This is a genomic window from Halorubrum aethiopicum, from assembly GCF_001542905.1.
GTDB lineage: Archaea > Halobacteriota > Halobacteria > Halobacteriales > Haloferacaceae > Halorubrum > Halorubrum aethiopicum.
Map to the genome: position 1 here is coordinate 2,878,667 of NZ_LOAJ01000001.1, position 15,294 is coordinate 2,893,960.

The window sequence follows — 15,294 nt, forward strand, 5'->3', positions numbered from 1 at the left end:
TGCGGTCGCGGCGCGGGGTGGGACTCAAAGGGGCAGCCGCCGGGACGGCGTAGGCGACGCAAGCACCGTAGGAACGAGCACAGCGAGTGACGAGGAGCGCAGCGAGCGTACGCCGTCCCGGCGGCTGGGGCTTTGGAGACGGTCACCGATCTGTTCTCGACTGCTTCTCGAAGAGCGTTCGCGGGATCGAGAGCAGCCACCTCACCGGAGTCGATCTATGCCCGCGAGTCCAGATCCATCGCCTCGGCGAGCAGCGCGTGCGACTCCAGGGCGTCATCGTGGTCCGGAACCGTGTGCTGGATCATGACCTCGTCGACGCCGACGCGGTCTGCCAACTGCTCGAGGAGGCCCGCGATCGTCTCCGGGCCCCCCGAGATCGACCGCGGCCACTCGTCGGGATCGAGCGTCGCGGGCGTCGGCTCCGGCGCGCCGCCGAGCTCGTCGACCGCCTCCTCGACGGTCGGGGTCTCGTCGCCGAGCTCGCCGCGTCGCATCCGTCGGAACGTCGCCTCCGCGGGGGCGCGCCGGCGGGCCGCCGCCTCGTCCGTCTCGGCCGCGACCGCGTTGACCGCGACCATGCCCCGCGGCTCGTCGAGGCCGCCGGGTCCGGCCTCGGTGTCGAACGACTCGCGGTACTCGGCGAACGCGCGCTCGGCGAACCCCGGCCGGATGAACCCCGCGAAACAGTAGCGGAGCCCCAACTCCCCGGCGATCGCGCCGCTCGACGGGCTCGACCCCAGCACCCATGGGACGGCCGGACCCTCCACCGATCCCGGCACCGAGAGGCTGGAATAAGGATGGTCGGCGGGGTAGGCGTCGCGGAGGTGGTTCACGACCGCGGTGATCCGCTCGCGGTGGTCCTCGTCGGGGTTCTCGACGCCGCGGTCGGTGCCGAGCGCGCGGTCGGCCGCTGGCGACCCGTTGGCGCGGCCCATTCCGAGGTCGACGCGGCCGGGTGCCAGCCCGTCGAGGACGCCGAACGACTCGGCCACCTTGAACGGCGAGTAGTGGTTGAGCAGCACGGCTCCGCTCCCGATCCGGATCGACTCGGTCGCGCCCGCGAGGCGGCCGAGCAGCACCTCCGGGGTGGTGCCCGCGAGCCGGTCGCCCATCCCGTGGTGTTCGGCGACCCAGAACCGCGAGTAGCCGAGTCGCTCCGCCCGCTCCGCGGCCTCGACGGTGTTGGCGTAGGCGTCCGCGGCGGTCCCGCCGCGCGGGACCGGCGAGAGGTCGACGATGGAGAGGTCCATGTCCGGGATCGGAGGCTCCCGCCGTTAACGGTTCGGCTCGCGGCGGGTTCGTCGGGTGATCCGGGACGGGATTCGATCCCGAACGGCGTCGGTGGGCGATCGGGGACGGCGTCGGTGGGCGATCGGGAACGCCGTCGCGGGCTCGAGACCGAGCGGCGGCTGGCAACTCGGGAGCGAAACGGAGAAACGGCGAGAGCTCAGTTGTCGCCGGCCTTCGACTGCCAGGCGTAGTCGCGGCGCTTCGCGGACTTCCCGAAGCCGCACGAGGAGCACCGCTCCTTCGTGAGGTGGTAGGACTTCTCGCCGCAGCGGCGGCACTTCACGTGAACCGTCTTGTTCTTTTTCCCTTGAGAGGGCGTACCGGAGCCGGTCATGCTTTGATGGAAACGACGTTATCGCCGCGTATAATCGTTGTGTCTTCGATCGCGACCGCGAACTCCCCGTCGAGATCGTCGTCGACGCGGTCGCTGACGCCGGGTTCGGGTTCGATGACGACGTTCATGTGCTGGTCGTAGCCGGCCAGGATGCCGTAGTAGGTCGTACCGTCCTTGAGGTGTACCGTCACGGGGTCCTCGAGCGACGCTTCGAGCACGTCGAGGGGTCGTCCACTCATTGTTCGTACGCCTCCCGTCGCACTATTAAAAATACCGGGAAGCGGACGCCTCCGGCGGGACGGGGGGAGTTCTCTCCCACGCTCCCGGCGGTCCTCCCGACCTCCCCGTTCCCGCGGCGCGCCGCCGAACCCGGACGTTTTTAACACGCCACGGTGTATCGGCGAACACCACACTCCCGCGGGACACGGTGAGCCGGCGGCGGCTCGGCCGTAGCGGGGCCTTCACCGACACGCGGTTAGACGCCGGGGCTGACGGCTCCTTTGCGGGGAATCAGTGACGGAGCGCCGGGAAACCGCGCTCGAAGACACACACCATGGAAATCGAAATCGCGACAATCGGCGGATACGAAGAGGTCGGTCGACAGATGACGGCGGTCCGTGCGGGCGAGGACATCGTCATCTTCGACATGGGCCTGAACCTCAGTAAGGTCCTCATCCACGACAACGTGGAGACCGAGAAGATGCACAGCCTCGATTTGATCGACATGGGAGCGATCCCGGACGACCGGATCATGAGCGACCTGGAGGGCGACGTCCAGGCGATCGTCCCGACGCACGGTCACCTCGACCACATCGCGGCGATCCCGAAGCTCGCCCACCGGTACGACGCGCCGGTCGTCGCCTCCCCGTACACGATCGAGTTAGTCAAACAGCAGATCTCCGACGAGGGCAAGTTCCAGGTCGACAACGACCTCGTGAAGATGGAGGCCGGCGGCACGATGGCCATCGGCGACTCCGAGCAGGTCGAGATGGAGTTCGTCAACGTCACCCACTCGATCATCGACGCGATCAACCCGGTCCTCCACACGCCCGAGGGCGCGATCGTCTACGGGCTCGACAAGCGGATGGACCACACGCCGGTCATCGGCGACCCGATCGACATGGACCGGTTCGCGGAGATCGGCCGCCAGGACGAGGGCGTCCTCTGTTACATCGAGGACTGTACGAACGCGGGCCGGAAGGGCCGCACGCCCTCCGAGTCGGTCGCGCGGAAGCACCTCCACGACACGCTCAAGTCGGTCGAGGACTACTCCGGCGGGATCGTCGCCACGACGTTCTCCTCGCACATCGCCCGCGTGAAGTCGCTCGTCGAGTTCGCCCGCGAGATCGGCCGCCAGCCCGTGCTGCTCGGCCGCTCGATGGAGAAGTACTCGGGCACCGCGGAACGGCTCGACTTCGTCGACTTCCAGGGCGACGTCGGCATGTACGGCCACCGGAAGTCCGTCGACCGCGCGTTCAAGCGCATCATGAAGGAGGGGAAGGGCAACTTCCTCCCCATCGTGACGGGCCACCAGGGCGAGCCGCGCGCGATGCTCACCCGGATGGGACGCGGCGAGACGCCCTACGAGCTGGAGGACGGCGATAAGGTCGTCTTCAGCGCGGGCATTATCCCGGAGCCGACCAACGAGGGCCAGCGCTACCAGTCCGAGCAGCTGCTCCGGATGCAGGGCGCGCGCATCTTCGACGACATCCACGTCTCCGGTCACCTCCGCGAGGAGGGCCACTACGAGATGCTGGACACCCTCCAGCCGCAACACCTCCTCCCGGCACACCAGGACCTCAAGGGTCGCTCGCCGTACGTCGACCTCGCGAAGTCGCAGGGGTACAAGCTCGGTCGTGACCTCCACGTCACGCAGAACGGCAACACCGTCCAGCTCGTCGAATGACGACCGAGACGACGGAGGCGCGGGTGCTCGACGCCATCCGCGAGCGGCGCGACCTGGTCAACGCCGCTATCGACGAGGAGTTACCCGTACAGCGCCCGGAGCGGCTCTACGAGGCGTCCCGGTACATCCTCGAGGCGGGCGGCAAGCGGCTCCGACCGACGGTCACGACGCTGGCGGCGGAGGCCGTCGCGGGCGTCGAGCCGATGAGCGTCGACTTCCGCGAGTTCGACGCGCTCGACGGCGAACCCGTCGACATCATGCGCGCGGCCGTCTCGATCGAGGTGATCCAGTCGTTCACGCTGATCCACGACGACATCATGGACGAGGACGACCTGCGTCGCGGCGTCCCCGCCGTCCACGAGCAGTACGACGTGTCGACGGCGATCCTCGCCGGCGACACGCTCTACTCGAAGGCGTTCGAGATCATGAGCGAGACGGGGGCGGACCCGGCCGACGGGCTCGAGGCGATGCGGCTGCTCGCGTCGACGTGTACGGAGATCTGCGAGGGGCAGGCGCTCGACGTCGCCTTCGAGTCCCGCGACGACATCCTTCCCGAGGAGTACCTCGAGATGGTCGAGTTGAAGACCGCCGTGTTGTACGGGGCCGCGGCCTCGACCGCGGCGGTCCTGCTCGGCGCGGACGACGAGGTCTCCGACGCCCTGTATCAGTACGGGATCGACTCCGGTCGCGCGTTCCAGATCCAGGACGACGTGCTCGATCTCACGGTCCCCTCCGACGAGCTGGGCAAACAGCGCGGGTCGGACCTCGTCGAGGGCAAGGAGACGCTGATCACGCTTCACGCCCGCCAGGAGGGCGTCGACGTCGACGGTCTCGTCGACGCCGAGACGCCCGCCGAGGTGACGGAGGACGAGGTCGACGAGGCGGTCGCCGTCCTCGAGGAGGCCGGATCGATCGAGTACGCTCGCGAGACCGCCGAGGAGCTCACCGCCCGTTCGAAGGAGCACCTCCAAGTGCTTCCGGAGAGCGACTCGCGCGCGCTGCTGGAGGACCTCGCGGACTACCTCATCACGCGCGGGTACTGAACTCCTCGACGCGGAACACAAGAGAGTTGAGCGTCCCCCGGCGAGGGGACGTATGACCGACCACTTCGAGGTCCTCGAGCGCGACGGCGCGGCCCGGATCGGGGAGCTCCGGCTCGCCGACCCGGTGACCACGCCGGCGCTCGCGGACCCTTTCCTCGTCGACGCGGGCAGCCTCTGGACCGCCGACCGTGAGGTGCCCGAGGGCGACGAGGCGGCGCTCACCGTGTTGCCGCACCGGTCGTTCCCGGCGGGGACCCGGGAAGAGGTGCGCGAGTCGTTCCGGGTGGACCACCCCGCGATCGACGCGCCGACCGCGGCGGTGGTCGACGCCGCGGCTCCGCGCGACGTGGGCGCGGACGCGTACGTCCTCGCGGACGCCTCGGGGTTCGTCGGCCACGGCGAGGCGTTCCGCGACGCGATCCTGTCGGCGAAGTCGGCGCTGCCGGCCGACACCGCCCTTCTCCTTTCGGGCGTCGCCACGCCCATGAACGTCGCCCTCCTCGCGTACGCCGGCGTCGACCTCGTCGACGCCTCGCTCGCGCGGACGAAGGGGACGCAGGGGCGGTACCTCACCGCCGACGCCGAACACTTCCTCGAGGACCTCGAGGAGCTGCCCTGCGCCTGCCCGGCCTGCGCGACGCCCCGCGAGGAGTTCACCCGCGCCGACTGCGCCGAGCACAACGTGAACGCGCTCGAGGCCGAACTCCGCCGCGTCCGCGAGCGGATCCGGACCGGTCGCCTGCGGGACTACCTCGAGGGGCAGGCTCGCCACGAGCAGTGGCTCACGGCCGCCTTCCGCGAGTTCGACGACCAGTGGGGGTACCTCGAGGAGCGGACGCCGCTGATGCGCGACGCCGAGGTGACGGCCGCGAGCGCCGAGACGCTCGACCGCGTCGAGATCCGGCGGTTCGCCGACCGGGTTACGAGCCGGTACCGGAACCGATTCACGGACCAGCCGCTGGTTCTGGTCCCCTGCTCGGCGACGAAGCCGTACAGCGACTCCCAGAGCCACCGGCAGTTCCACGACGCGGTGAAGTGGCGCGGTCACACCGTCTCGATGACCTCGCCGATCGGGGTCGTTCCCCAGGAGCTGGAGACGACGTACCCGGCCCAACACTACGATTCGGTGGTCACCGGCGACTGGAGCGAGGACGAGGTCGGCTTCGTCGCCGAGGTGCTCCGCCGGTACCTGTCCCGGAACGACTACTCCCGCGTGATCGCGCACGTCCCGGAACACGGCTACCGCGAAGTATGCGAGCGCGTCGAGGCCGACCCCGATATCGACGTCCCCTTCGAGTACACCTGCGTCGACCACCCGACGACCGACGAGTCGCTCGGGGAGTTGAACGCCGCGCTCTCCGGCGAGCCCGCCTACAGCAAGCGCGAGCGCGAGCACAACACGGTGAAGGCGATCGCCGACTACCTGATCGGCGACGGCGCAGGCGACGACCTCTTCGGCGGCTCCGGGGGCGGCGCGAGCGACGCCGGCGACGCGATCCGGACCACGGGCCGCTATCCCAAACTCCAGGTGTGGGGGAACGATCCCGACGCCGGCCGCGAGGGCGAGCCGGGCGAACAGCTCGCGACGATGGTCCCCCAGTACGGCACCCTCTCCTTCACCCTCACCGGCGCGCGGCGCTGGGTCGAGAGCGACGCCCCGACGAAGCGCGTCGAGATCGACGGGTTCGTCCCGCACGGCTCCGTGCTCGCGCCGGGCGTCGTCGACGCCGACGAGGGGATCCGCGTCGGCGACGAGGTCGTCGTCGAGGGGCCGAGGGCGTTCGCGGTCGGCCGCGCGGAGATGTCCGGCCCGGAGATGGTCGAGTCGACCCGCGGCGTCGCCAGCATGGTGCGCCACGTCGACGAGAAGTAGGCGGACGGCACCCCGGCACCCCGGCGGTCCGGCACTCCGGCGGTCGCTCCGCTGGTCGATCGCGGGCGCTACACGTCCGTCCGGACGTACGTCCGCAGCTCGGTCAGTCGGCCGTCCGCGACGTCGAAGACGTCGACGAACGCGAACAGCTCGTCGCCGTCGGCGTCGAGGAGCCGCCCCCGGACGGCCACGCCGGTAGACTCGGCGGGGGCCGAACCGTCGTCGCCCCCGCCCGGGTCGCGCTCGTAGGTCGCGTCGACGACGTGTTCGGTGTCGGTCAGCGGCCGCTCGTCGCGCATGAACGCGACGAACCGGTCGCGTCCCTCGAGGGTGCGGTCGGGCCGATCGTGGACGAAGGCGGGATCGAGGAGGTCGCCGAGCCGGTCGTACTCTCCGCCGTCGATCGCCGCGTAGTAGCTCCTGGCGAGCCGGGCCGCCCGAGTCGATCGGTTCACGTCGCCAGCTCCGCGAACTCCGCGGCGGAGGTCCGCGTCCCCTTCGCGATGATCACGTCGCCGGCGCGGACGGTCGTGTCGAGGTCGGGACCGACGAGCCACCCCTCCTCCGGGCGGCGGATCGCGAGCACGCTCGTGGCGATCTCGGTCGCGGGAACGCCGGCGGCGATCCGCGTGCCGGCGAGATCGCTCCCGCGTTCGACCCGCGTGCGGGTGATGATCTCGTCGGACTCCTTGACGGCCATCTCGACGACCGGGTGGACGCCGATGTCGCGCAGCACGCCCTCCGTGATCTCGAGTGCCGCGTCGGAGATCTCCTCGGTAGCGACCCCGAGGTGGATGAGCCCCCGGAGCGAGACCGGGTCCTCGGCTTCCTTGGCCGCCCGCAGCGTCCACGCCTCGAACCGCGACTGGAGCGCGTCGACCTCGATCTCCAGGTTGTACACCTCCTCCGCCAGCTCCTCGTTGTCGAAGAGCACGGAGCCGTAGGCCAGATCGACGGCGAGCTCGGAGAGGTTCTTCATCAACACGATCGAGTCGACCGCGCGCTCGAGGTCGTCGATCGCGGGGTCCGGCGCGTCGTCGGGTTCGAACGGCTCGCCCGTCAGCGTCAGGTGTACCTCCGCGACGCCGCTCTCCGGTCCCCGAAGCAGCGTCACGTCGCCGGGTTTCAGCCGGGTCTTCGGACCGGGGTTGAGGATCCAGTCGTCCCCGCGGTGGATGGCGATCACCCGGACGCCCGTCTCGGATTCGAGATCGACGTCCCGCAGCGTTCGGCCGCCGTAGGCCGACTCGTCGGCGACGGTGCCGCGGACGAGCGTCTCGACGCCCTCGGTGAGCGCGCCGCGCATCGCCTCCGGGAGCCCGATCTCCTCGATCACGATCTTCGCGATGTCGCCGGCGGCACCGGACACCCTGTCGGCGGCGGCGACGACGCCGAGAACGGGCGCGAGCGTCTCCGCCTCGCTCGGTTTTCGCGCCGCGAGCATGAGGCTCATCCGGGCGCGCATCTGGAGCACGTCCATCCGGTGTTCGAGTTCGACGACCTCGCGTGCGACCGAGGGGCTGGCGTGAAGCACCGCCGAGTACGACAGGTCGATGAGGAGCTCCGCCGTGTCCTTCATCTCCACGAGGAGCTCCTTGACGCTCGCGGGCTCGTAGGACACCGCCTCCCGCGACCGCCGCCCGTCGAATCGTCCCATACCGGACCGTCTCCGGCTCCGGGCAAAAGGTTTGTTACGCGTCCGAGAGGGCGTCGCCGGCGACGTATCCCCGTTCGCGACCCTCGCCCGCGGACTCGCCGTCGGCGCGGTCGATCGGGGCAGCGAGATCGACGAGCGCGAGCCAGCGGAGGAGCCGGTCGGCGCGGTCGCGCCAGGACCGCTCCCACTCCGCGTCGCGCGCGCGGTCGTGACGCGGGACCGACCCGCGGGTCGCCGAAAAGAGCGTCTCCGCGGTCACCGGCTCCGCCGGCGTCGCCGCGCGCAACAGCGAGAGCGCCTCGGGGACGAACAGCACGCCCTCGCGGAGCCCGCTCCGAACCGACTCCGGCGTCGGCTCCGCGTCGGCGCGGACGAACCCCCGCGGCGTCTCGCGAGCGAGTCCGAGCGTCCGGAGGAACGCGAGCCAGTCGTTCGCGCGCTGGCGGTTCGGGAGGTCGCGGCGGTCGCGCAGGCGCGCACAGCAGTCGTCCGTGCTGCCCGGAACGAGCGGGACCGCCCGCTGGAACGCGGCGAGTTCCGCGAGGTCCGCGGGCGGCTCGGGGACCGGCTTGATACGCATCAGCGGTAGCCGAACGACTCCGCGAGCAGCGCCTCGTCCGTCTCGCCGACCGTGTAGACGGGGCCGTCGACCACGTCGACGGTCACCTGCGCGGGGGCGAACACGCTCTCCGGAACCTCGTAGAAGTCCCAGTCGGCCTCCTCGAACACCTCGAGGAAGGGCGTGCCGTAGTCGTCGCGCACGGTGGAGACGATCTCGCCGAACCGGTCGTCGTCGCGCGCGACCTGGAGGTGGACCTCCCCGCCGTACGCCAACGCGTCGTTCGTCCGCCCCATCGCGCGGTCCTCGTCGCGGGTGACGGGCGCGATCGGCGCGGTTCCGGAGGCGTGGAGCACGTCCGTCGGCTCGTAGCCGATCTCGAGCAGCCGGAAGACGGCGAGCTCGGCCGCGCGCGCCGCGGTCGAGACCGAGCCGGCCGTCGATCCGGTGGCGTACGTCGGGAGGAAGACGCCCTCCGGGTCGACCTCGGCGAGGTCGGCGACGTGCTCGGCGACCTCCTCGTCGGGGAGCGTCGTCGACTCGACCGCGAGGGTGGCGAACTCCGAGGAGTCGTAGTAGCCGACGCGCTCGAACTCCGTCTCCTGGCCCACGAGCGCGCGAGCGGGGCCGGAGCCGAGCCCCTCGAAGCCGCTCTCGAACGCCAGCTCCCAGCCCGCCTTCTGCGAGCACAACAGCGCGACCGCGGGGTGGTCAGTCGACAGCTCGACGTATCCGCGGGGCGCGCCGGCGACCTCGCCCATCCGGGTATTCACGCTCGCCAGGCCGGCGGTCTGGATCTCGGCCAGAAGCAGGCCGGCCTCGACGCCGCCGTTGGCGTCGACGCCGAAGTCGACGACCGTCGCCCCGTTCTCCAACTCGTACCCCGCCACGTCGAGCTCGCCCGCGAAGTCGAGCGCCTCGTCGACGAGCTCGATCGCGGTCCGGTTGATGCTCTCCATACGCCCCCTTTCGCGTCCCCACCTAAGGGGCTTGCCGGTCGCGGCCGCGAGAACGGGGCGAAAACGTCACCGCGGCGGGATCGCCCAGACCCCGCCACACTCCGTCACCGGAATCCCCCCGGACCGCCCGGTCCCGCCGGTCCGGACGGTCGCCGGCTCGGATCGATCGTCACGAACTCGCTTTCGGCGCGCGGGTCGATCTCTTCGCCCTCCTCGTAGCGGACGAACGAGAGGTAGAACGGCTCCCCGCAGCCGGCTACTGGCGGCGACGAGTCGTCGTCGCCGTCATCGCTCGCGGGATCGGTCCCGTCCCCGTGCGGGTCCCAGACGACCCCGTCGCTCTCGCCGCAGACGAACCGGACGCCGTCGGCAGCGTCGCCCTCGAACGGCTCGTCGGGATCGGCGTACGTCCACCCCTCGAAGGGGTACGGCCGCACCGCCTTGTCCGCGAGGTAGCCCTCGCGTTCGATCTCGACGATCGTCTCACAGCGCGGGCAGTGGTACGTGACGGGGTAGCCCATGGGTTCGATACGGGTGCGACGACCATACGCTCGTCGGCGAGGAGGAGGGCGGACGCGACCGCGGCCTCAGTCGTCGGACGCCTCGACCGTCGGCAACTCGGCGCGCGTCGCCCGCGCGAGCGCCGCGATCCCCTCGTCGATCTCCTCGGGGGTGACGTAGCTGAACGAGAGCCGCGCGTACCGGCTCCCCCGGTCGTCGTGGAAGAAGTACGAGCCGGGGAGGTACGTCACGCCCTCCTCGGCCGCGGTCTCGAGCAGCTCCTCGGCGTCGATCCCCTCGGGGAACTCGACCCAGAGGAAGAAGCCGCCCTCCGGTTCGCTCCACTCCACGCCCGCCGGCATCCGCGAGGAGAGCGCGTCGAGCATGTGGTCGCGGCGCTCCCGGTAGCCCGCGCGCAGGTCCTCGAGGTCCGCCTCGAAGTCGGTCGCCTCGCAGTAGCGGGCGATGAGCCCGAGCGTGAACACGTTCTCGCCGCCCGCGTTGATCCGGTCGAGCTCCCGGACGATCGCCTCGTCCGCGACGACCCAGCCCGTTCGGATGCCGGGCGCGATCGTCTTCGAGAAGGTGTCGACCCGGACCACGCGGCCGTTCGTGTCGAGCGACTTGAGCGGCTCCGGCGTCGTGCCGTCGTACCGGAGCTGGCCGTACGGGTCGTCCTCGACGATCAGGAAGTCGTACGTCTCCGCCAGCTCGAGGAGTCGTTCCCGGCGGTCCGCCGACAGCGTCACGCCGGTCGGGTTCTGGAAGTCGGGGACCGTGTACAGGAACTTCGGCAGCGGGTCGCCCGCCTCCTCGCGGGCCGCGAGGTCGTCGGCGAACGCGTCGACGTCGAGGCCCTCCTCGTCCATGGCGTAGCCCTCGACGTCGACGCCGTAGTTGCGGAACAGCCGCAGCGCGCCCATGTAGGTCGGGGCCTCGACGGCGATGGTGTCGTCGGGGTCGAGAAACGTCTGTGCCACCGTGTCGAGCGCGTGCGTCGCGCCGTTCGTCACGTGGACCTCCGCCTCGGTACACTCGATCCCGCGGGCGCGGGTCCGCTCGACCACCGTCTCCGTGATCGCGTCGGCGTAGTCGCCGCCGGCGTACTGGAGCGCGTCCTCGTGGTCGATCTCGAGGAGGGCGTCGACCGCCTCGTTGACCTTCTCGTTCGGCAGCGCGTCGGGGTACGGGAACCCGAACGCGAGCGACACCGCGTTCGGGGCCGTGATCGCCCGCCACGTTCCGTAGGTGGCACCGTCCATCGTCTCTCGGACGGGATCGGCGAAGAGTCGCTCGTACCCGTCGGATCCGTCGCTCTCGCTCATGATAGATCACACGTTCACTCACCGATATAAGCCTGCTGGCGGGGAACGAAACCCCGCAATCCCTTTTAACCGCGGCGTCGACTCTCAGGACATGATCGACGAGACGGTTGCCGAGATCCGGGCGATGCGGACCCACAGCACCTCCGCGGTGGCCGTGAAGGCGACCGAGTCGCTCGCGGAGCTGCTCGACCGCGAGTACGTCACCGTCGACGAGTTCGAGCGCGACCTCGAGCACAACGCGGGCGTGTTGCGCCGGTCGAACCCCTCCCACGCCGCGCTCCACAACGCGATGCGCGAGGTCGAGCGGTCGATCGTCGGCGAGCCGACCACGGTCGAGGGCGCGAAACAGCTCTTAGAGGACGTGATCGACCGCGTCGTCGAGGACGTCGAGACCTCGAAGGCGGCCGCCGCGGCCAACGCGGCGGAGCGGATCGTCGACGGCGACACGCTTCTCGTCCACGACTACTCCACGACCGTCCTCGAGTCCATCGAGACCGCCGCGAGCGACGGCGCGCACCTGACGGTGTACGTGACCGAGGCTCGCCCGCGGACGCTCGGCCGGAAGACGGCGCGCGCGCTCGCCGGGATGGACCGCGTCGACGCCCACATGGTCGTCGACGGCGCGATGGGGTACGCCCTCCGCGACTGCGACCGCGTGCTGCTCGGTATCACGTGTATCACCGGCGGCACCTACTACAACCGCGTCGGCACCTTCCCGCTCGTCGTGACCGCCCGCGAGCTCGGCGTCCCCGTCACCGCGGTCGGTTCCGGCGCGAAGACCATCGAGGAGTTCCGGTTCGAGAACGAGTTCCGCGACGCCGTGGAGGTGATGCGCGAGCCGGTCGAGGACGTCGAGATCGAGAACCCGAGCTACGACGCGACTCCGGTCGGGATGATCGACACCGTGATCACCGACGACGGCGTCAGGGAGTGAGCGCGTCGATCCGGTCGCGGATCCGCCCGATCGTCGCGTCCGAGAGCCCGTGACCCGACCCGGGGTCGATCCGGACGTCGACGGCCGCGCCGCCCGCCTCGAGGAGCCGGCCCGTCTCGCGCACTCGATCGGCCGGGACGTGCGGGTCCGCCTCGCTCGAGTCGAGCGACACCGGCGTTTCGGCGAGCGGGGTGGCGGCGTCGCTCTCGCCGTCGACGCCCGCGACCCGCCGCGTCTCGAGGTCCTCGCCCGGCAGCGCCGCCGAGGCGACGACCGCCCCGCCGAACCGCCGCGGGCGACGACACAGGAACTCCGCGAGGACGCAGCCGCCCTGTGAGACCCCGACGAGGAGCGTCCGCTCCGGAGGGACCCCGACGTCGCCCGCGGCCGCGACCGCGCCGGCGACGCAGTCGACCGCCGAGGAGAGCGCGGGCTCGTTGGCCGCGAGCGGCGCGTCGTGGCCCGCCGGGAACCAGGTCGACCGCCGTGCCGCGGGGGCGAGAAGCGTCACGCCCGGCCGGTAGAACCCGTCCGCCAGCCGGACGATCCCCTCCGCGGTCCCGCCGCGCCCGTGGAGGAGGACGACCGCGACCTCGGCGGCCGCGGCCGGCGCGCCCCCGACGACGAGCCGGGCGTCGGCGTGCGGGCCCTCCACGTCGGGGAGCGTCCGGGTCATGCCGACGACCCTCGGGTCATCGGCGACTCGGCGGCTCGATCCGCGGCAGCTGCCCCTCGATCAGGTCCCGGTCGTCAGCGAACCGGTCCGGGAGGTAGAGGTCGGTCGCGTGGCCGGCCGCGTCGGGGTCGGCGAGGCCCGGTCCCCGCGGGCCGTCCGGGGTCGGGGCCTCCGTCGCGAGCTCCACGAGGAGCCCGCCGGGCCCGCGGACGTACAGCGAGTGGAAGAAGTGCCGATCCTTCACGCGGGAGACCTCGTATCCGCGCTCGCGGAACAGGTCGTGCCAGTCGAGGAGCGCCTCGCGGTCCGGCATCCGCACCGCGACGTGGTGGAGCGTTCCGGGACCCTCGCGGAGGTAGGGCGCGTCCCGGACGAGGAGGTCGACGGCGGTCGCCCGCTCGCCCGGGGCGCGGTACCGGATCCGGTCGCCCGCGGCGGCTTCGTCTCCCGTCTCAGCCTCGTACTCGAAGCCGAGCGTCTCGAGGACGCTCGCGGCACCGTACGGGTCCGTCGGCGTCGCCGTCGCGCCGTACAGCCCCCGGATCGCGGCCCGCTCGGGGACCGGTCCCCCGGTCCACGGGTCGGAGGGGTCGTCGCCCTCGCCCCACGGCGCGGAGGGGTCGTCGGTCGCGACGAGTTCGACCGCGGTCCCCGCGGGGTCGGAGAGACGGAGTCCGCGGTCGCCGAAGCGCTCGCCGGGGCGGAGCCGGTCCGCGTCGACCCCGCGCTCCGCCAGGCGGTCGCGCCAGTAGTCGAGCGAGCCGGGCGGGACGGCGAGCGAGACCGACTCGTATCCCGGCTTGCCGGGTCGCCCCGGCGCGCCCGCCGGGTCGGGAAAGACCGTGAGGACCGAGCCGGGACGGCCGTCGCCGGTCCCGAAGTAGAGGTGGTGTTGGAGGCGGTCCTCGTAGTTCACCGTCGTCCGGAGCAGCCGGAGTCCGAGCGTCCCCGCGTAGAAGTCGACGCTGGCCTGGGCGTCGCCGACGATCCCCGTCACGTGGTGGACGCCGGGCGTCTGGGTTGTCACGCTCGACGGTTCGGCGCGGGGGATCAAATCGGTGTCGCCCGCCGTTCACCGGTGTCGCCGTCGCTCACACGCCGCGGCCGTGTGAAGGCGCGGACGGTTCGACCCCGCCGGAGGTCCGATGTTCGCGGCGTGACACCTGCCAAAACGGTTTTGAATGTGCGATGTGTTAACGAAATTATGAGCGTGAATCGGGGCGGCGACGTCGCCTTCCGGATCCCGAGCGAGCCCGCCCTGGAACCCGAGTGTACGAGCCTCTCGTGTGAGCTGTCGGCGGCGGCGACCGAGCCCGGCGTCGTCACCGCCGTCGCGATCGCGGGCCTGCTCGCGCTCGTCGCGTTCGCGTACGTCCGCGACGCGGAGACGGTCTGTCGTCGCGAGCGCCGCCGCGTCACGGACGAACACGACGCCTTCGAGGAGTTCGCCGACCGGATCGCGGCGCTCGACCCGTGTCCCGCGGAGGCGACGCAGCCGTCCGCGGCCGCCGCCAGCCGGCTGGTCGGCGCGCGTCCGGGGGGCGGCGGTGCGGTCGGCGACGTCCGCCTCAGGCGCGTCCTCGACACCTACCGGGACACCGTGATGTCGCTGCCCCACTACACCGAGGAGTACGACGAGAGCGTCGGCGAGAGCCTCGCGGCCGAGTTGGGGCCCGACACGGCCGTGTCGCTGGCGTCGAACGGGACGCTCTCGCCGGGGTTACAGTCGGCGCTCGTCGACCGGAGCCGGCGGGCGGCGGCCGCGAGGCGGTCGCTCGCGGACGCCATCGACGTCGAACTCGACGCGCTCGACGACGCCGGTGCGACCGCGGAGCGGATCGACCGTCGTCGCGTCCGGCTGAACCAGCACCTCGACGGGATCCCGCATGGGAGGCGAGCCGACGCCGCGATCGATGTCTGGGAACGGCTCGACGACCTCGAGTCGGAGTGTGACGCCGCCGCCGCCGACCGACAGTCGACGCTGCGGAACCCGCCGATGTCGCCGGAGCAGGTCGCCGGCGGCGTCGAGACCGGGTTCTACGAGTACCTCTACGTGCCGATGGACGGTCCCGACCATCCGGTGTTGGCGTCGATCGCGACGCTCGTCGACCGGATCCGGGAGGACCGCGACCGCGTCGCGCGCCGGATCGCGGACGGCGTCTGATCGGCCGGCCGGGCGACGTGGCGGACGCGGTCGGGGGACCGCCGCGGTCGACGGGAACGGGGAGGCCGGCGAT

16 protein-coding genes are annotated in these 15,294 nt (G+C 71.3%); 5 read left to right on the forward strand and 11 right to left on the reverse strand.

What is annotated here, in order from left to right:
• Window positions 1-215: 215 nt before the first annotated feature.
• The 3 genes from AXA68_RS13780 to AXA68_RS13785 form a co-directional block, all read right to left on the reverse strand.
• Complete coding sequence (locus AXA68_RS13780) at window positions 216-1,250, reverse strand: LLM class flavin-dependent oxidoreductase (RefSeq protein WP_066417907.1); 1,035 nt, start codon at window positions 1,248-1,250, stop codon at window positions 216-218.
• Between the two features lie 197 nt (window positions 1,251-1,447).
• A complete protein-coding gene (locus AXA68_RS16135; protein WP_080505266.1) occupies window positions 1,448-1,624 on the reverse strand; it encodes a 50S ribosomal protein L37e in 177 nt (58 codons plus the stop codon).
• On the reverse strand, window positions 1,621-1,863 hold the full coding sequence (locus tag AXA68_RS13785; protein ID WP_066417910.1) for an LSM domain-containing protein: 243 nt from the start codon (window positions 1,861-1,863) through the stop codon (window positions 1,621-1,623). Before AXA68_RS13785 ends, AXA68_RS16135 begins: the two co-directional genes overlap by 4 nt.
• 314 nt (window positions 1,864-2,177) lie before the next feature.
• Between AXA68_RS13785 and AXA68_RS13790 the strand changes: the two genes are divergently transcribed.
• From AXA68_RS13790 to arcS, 3 genes are read left to right on the forward strand one after another with little or no spacing between them, the layout of a single operon-like run.
• Window positions 2,178-3,530 carry a ribonuclease J gene (locus AXA68_RS13790; protein ID WP_066417912.1) on the forward strand — a complete coding sequence of 451 codons (1,353 nt, stop codon included), beginning with the start codon at window positions 2,178-2,180 and terminating at the stop codon, window positions 3,528-3,530.
• On the forward strand, window positions 3,527-4,573 hold the full coding sequence (gene idsA3, locus AXA68_RS13795; RefSeq protein WP_066417915.1) for a geranylfarnesyl diphosphate synthase: 1,047 nt from the start codon (window positions 3,527-3,529) through the stop codon (window positions 4,571-4,573). Before AXA68_RS13790 ends, idsA3 begins: the two co-directional genes overlap by 4 nt.
• A gap of 52 nt (window positions 4,574-4,625) precedes the next feature.
• On the forward strand, window positions 4,626-6,446 hold the full coding sequence (gene arcS / locus AXA68_RS13800; protein ID WP_066417919.1) for an archaeosine synthase subunit alpha: 1,821 nt from the start codon (window positions 4,626-4,628) through the stop codon (window positions 6,444-6,446).
• 68 nt (window positions 6,447-6,514) lie between these two features.
• Here arcS and AXA68_RS13805 read toward each other — a convergent pair whose 3' ends face one another.
• The 6 genes from AXA68_RS13805 to AXA68_RS13830 form a co-directional block, all read right to left on the reverse strand.
• Window positions 6,515-6,901: a nuclear transport factor 2 family protein gene (locus tag AXA68_RS13805; protein ID WP_066417920.1), complete on the reverse strand. Its 387-nt coding sequence runs from the start codon at window positions 6,899-6,901 to the stop codon at window positions 6,515-6,517.
• Window positions 6,898-8,103: a potassium channel family protein gene (locus AXA68_RS13810; protein WP_066417922.1), complete on the reverse strand. Its 1,206-nt coding sequence runs from the start codon at window positions 8,101-8,103 to the stop codon at window positions 6,898-6,900. Before AXA68_RS13810 ends, AXA68_RS13805 begins: the two co-directional genes overlap by 4 nt.
• A 34-nt stretch (window positions 8,104-8,137) precedes the next feature.
• The gene (locus tag AXA68_RS13815) at window positions 8,138-8,683 is read right to left on the reverse strand and encodes a hypothetical protein (protein ID WP_066417924.1); all 546 of its coding nucleotides are present in this window, start codon (window positions 8,681-8,683) and stop codon (window positions 8,138-8,140) included.
• Window positions 8,683-9,621: a methenyltetrahydromethanopterin cyclohydrolase gene (gene mch / locus AXA68_RS13820; RefSeq protein WP_066417926.1), complete on the reverse strand. Its 939-nt coding sequence runs from the start codon at window positions 9,619-9,621 to the stop codon at window positions 8,683-8,685. Before mch ends, AXA68_RS13815 begins: the two co-directional genes overlap by 1 nt.
• Window positions 9,622-9,725: 104 nt before the next feature.
• Window positions 9,726-10,142: a hypothetical protein gene (locus tag AXA68_RS13825; protein ID WP_066417930.1), complete on the reverse strand. Its 417-nt coding sequence runs from the start codon at window positions 10,140-10,142 to the stop codon at window positions 9,726-9,728.
• Between the two features lie 66 nt (window positions 10,143-10,208).
• Window positions 10,209-11,447 carry an aminotransferase-like domain-containing protein gene (locus AXA68_RS13830; RefSeq protein ID WP_066417933.1) on the reverse strand — a complete coding sequence of 413 codons (1,239 nt, stop codon included), beginning with the start codon at window positions 11,445-11,447 and terminating at the stop codon, window positions 10,209-10,211.
• Window positions 11,448-11,538: 91 nt separating this feature from the next.
• Here AXA68_RS13830 and AXA68_RS13835 point away from each other — a divergent pair, with 91 nt between their 5' ends.
• A complete protein-coding gene (locus AXA68_RS13835; RefSeq protein WP_066417936.1) occupies window positions 11,539-12,381 on the forward strand; it encodes a translation initiation factor eIF-2B in 843 nt (280 codons plus the stop codon).
• Here AXA68_RS13835 and AXA68_RS13840 read toward each other — a convergent pair.
• Both AXA68_RS13840 and AXA68_RS13845 read right to left on the reverse strand, forming a co-directional pair.
• Window positions 12,371-13,057: an alpha/beta hydrolase gene (locus AXA68_RS13840; RefSeq protein WP_066417938.1), complete on the reverse strand. Its 687-nt coding sequence runs from the start codon at window positions 13,055-13,057 to the stop codon at window positions 12,371-12,373. The two genes, AXA68_RS13835 and AXA68_RS13840, sit on opposite strands and share 11 nt — an antisense overlap.
• 16 nt (window positions 13,058-13,073) lie before the next feature.
• Entirely contained in the window at window positions 13,074-14,084 is a 1,011-nt protein-coding gene (locus tag AXA68_RS13845) for a VOC family protein (RefSeq protein WP_066417940.1), read from the reverse strand.
• Between the two features lie 177 nt (window positions 14,085-14,261).
• Here AXA68_RS13845 and AXA68_RS13850 point away from each other — a divergent pair, with 177 nt between their 5' ends.
• Window positions 14,262-15,221 (forward strand): DUF7260 family protein, encoded by a 960-nt coding sequence (locus tag AXA68_RS13850; RefSeq protein ID WP_066417942.1) that lies wholly within the window; start codon window positions 14,262-14,264, stop codon window positions 15,219-15,221.
• Window positions 15,222-15,294 lie beyond the last annotated feature (73 nt).

Coding starts and splice junctions, on each gene's coding strand:
- AXA68_RS13780 (WP_066417907.1), bottom strand. CDS start 1,250: ATGGACCTCTCCATCGTCGACCTCTCGCCGGTCCCGCGCGGCGGGACC.
- AXA68_RS16135 (WP_080505266.1), bottom strand. CDS start 1,624: ATGACCGGCTCCGGTACGCCCTCTCAAGGGAAAAAGAACAAGACGGTT.
- AXA68_RS13785 (WP_066417910.1), bottom strand. CDS start 1,863: ATGAGTGGACGACCCCTCGACGTGCTCGAAGCGTCGCTCGAGGACCCC.
- AXA68_RS13790 (WP_066417912.1), top strand. CDS start 2,178: ATGGAAATCGAAATCGCGACAATCGGCGGATACGAAGAGGTCGGTCGA.
- idsA3 (WP_066417915.1), top strand. CDS start 3,527: ATGACGACCGAGACGACGGAGGCGCGGGTGCTCGACGCCATCCGCGAG.
- arcS (WP_066417919.1), top strand. CDS start 4,626: ATGACCGACCACTTCGAGGTCCTCGAGCGCGACGGCGCGGCCCGGATC.
- AXA68_RS13810 (WP_066417922.1), bottom strand. CDS start 8,103: ATGGGACGATTCGACGGGCGGCGGTCGCGGGAGGCGGTGTCCTACGAG.
- AXA68_RS13815 (WP_066417924.1), bottom strand. CDS start 8,683: ATGCGTATCAAGCCGGTCCCCGAGCCGCCCGCGGACCTCGCGGAACTC.
- mch (WP_066417926.1), bottom strand. CDS start 9,621: ATGGAGAGCATCAACCGGACCGCGATCGAGCTCGTCGACGAGGCGCTC.
- AXA68_RS13825 (WP_066417930.1), bottom strand. CDS start 10,142: ATGGGCTACCCCGTCACGTACCACTGCCCGCGCTGTGAGACGATCGTC.
- AXA68_RS13830 (WP_066417933.1), bottom strand. CDS start 11,447: ATGAGCGAGAGCGACGGATCCGACGGGTACGAGCGACTCTTCGCCGAT.
- AXA68_RS13835 (WP_066417936.1), top strand. CDS start 11,539: ATGATCGACGAGACGGTTGCCGAGATCCGGGCGATGCGGACCCACAGC.
- AXA68_RS13840 (WP_066417938.1), bottom strand. CDS start 13,057: ATGACCCGGACGCTCCCCGACGTGGAGGGCCCGCACGCCGACGCCCGG.
- AXA68_RS13850 (WP_066417942.1), top strand. CDS start 14,262: ATGAGCGTGAATCGGGGCGGCGACGTCGCCTTCCGGATCCCGAGCGAG.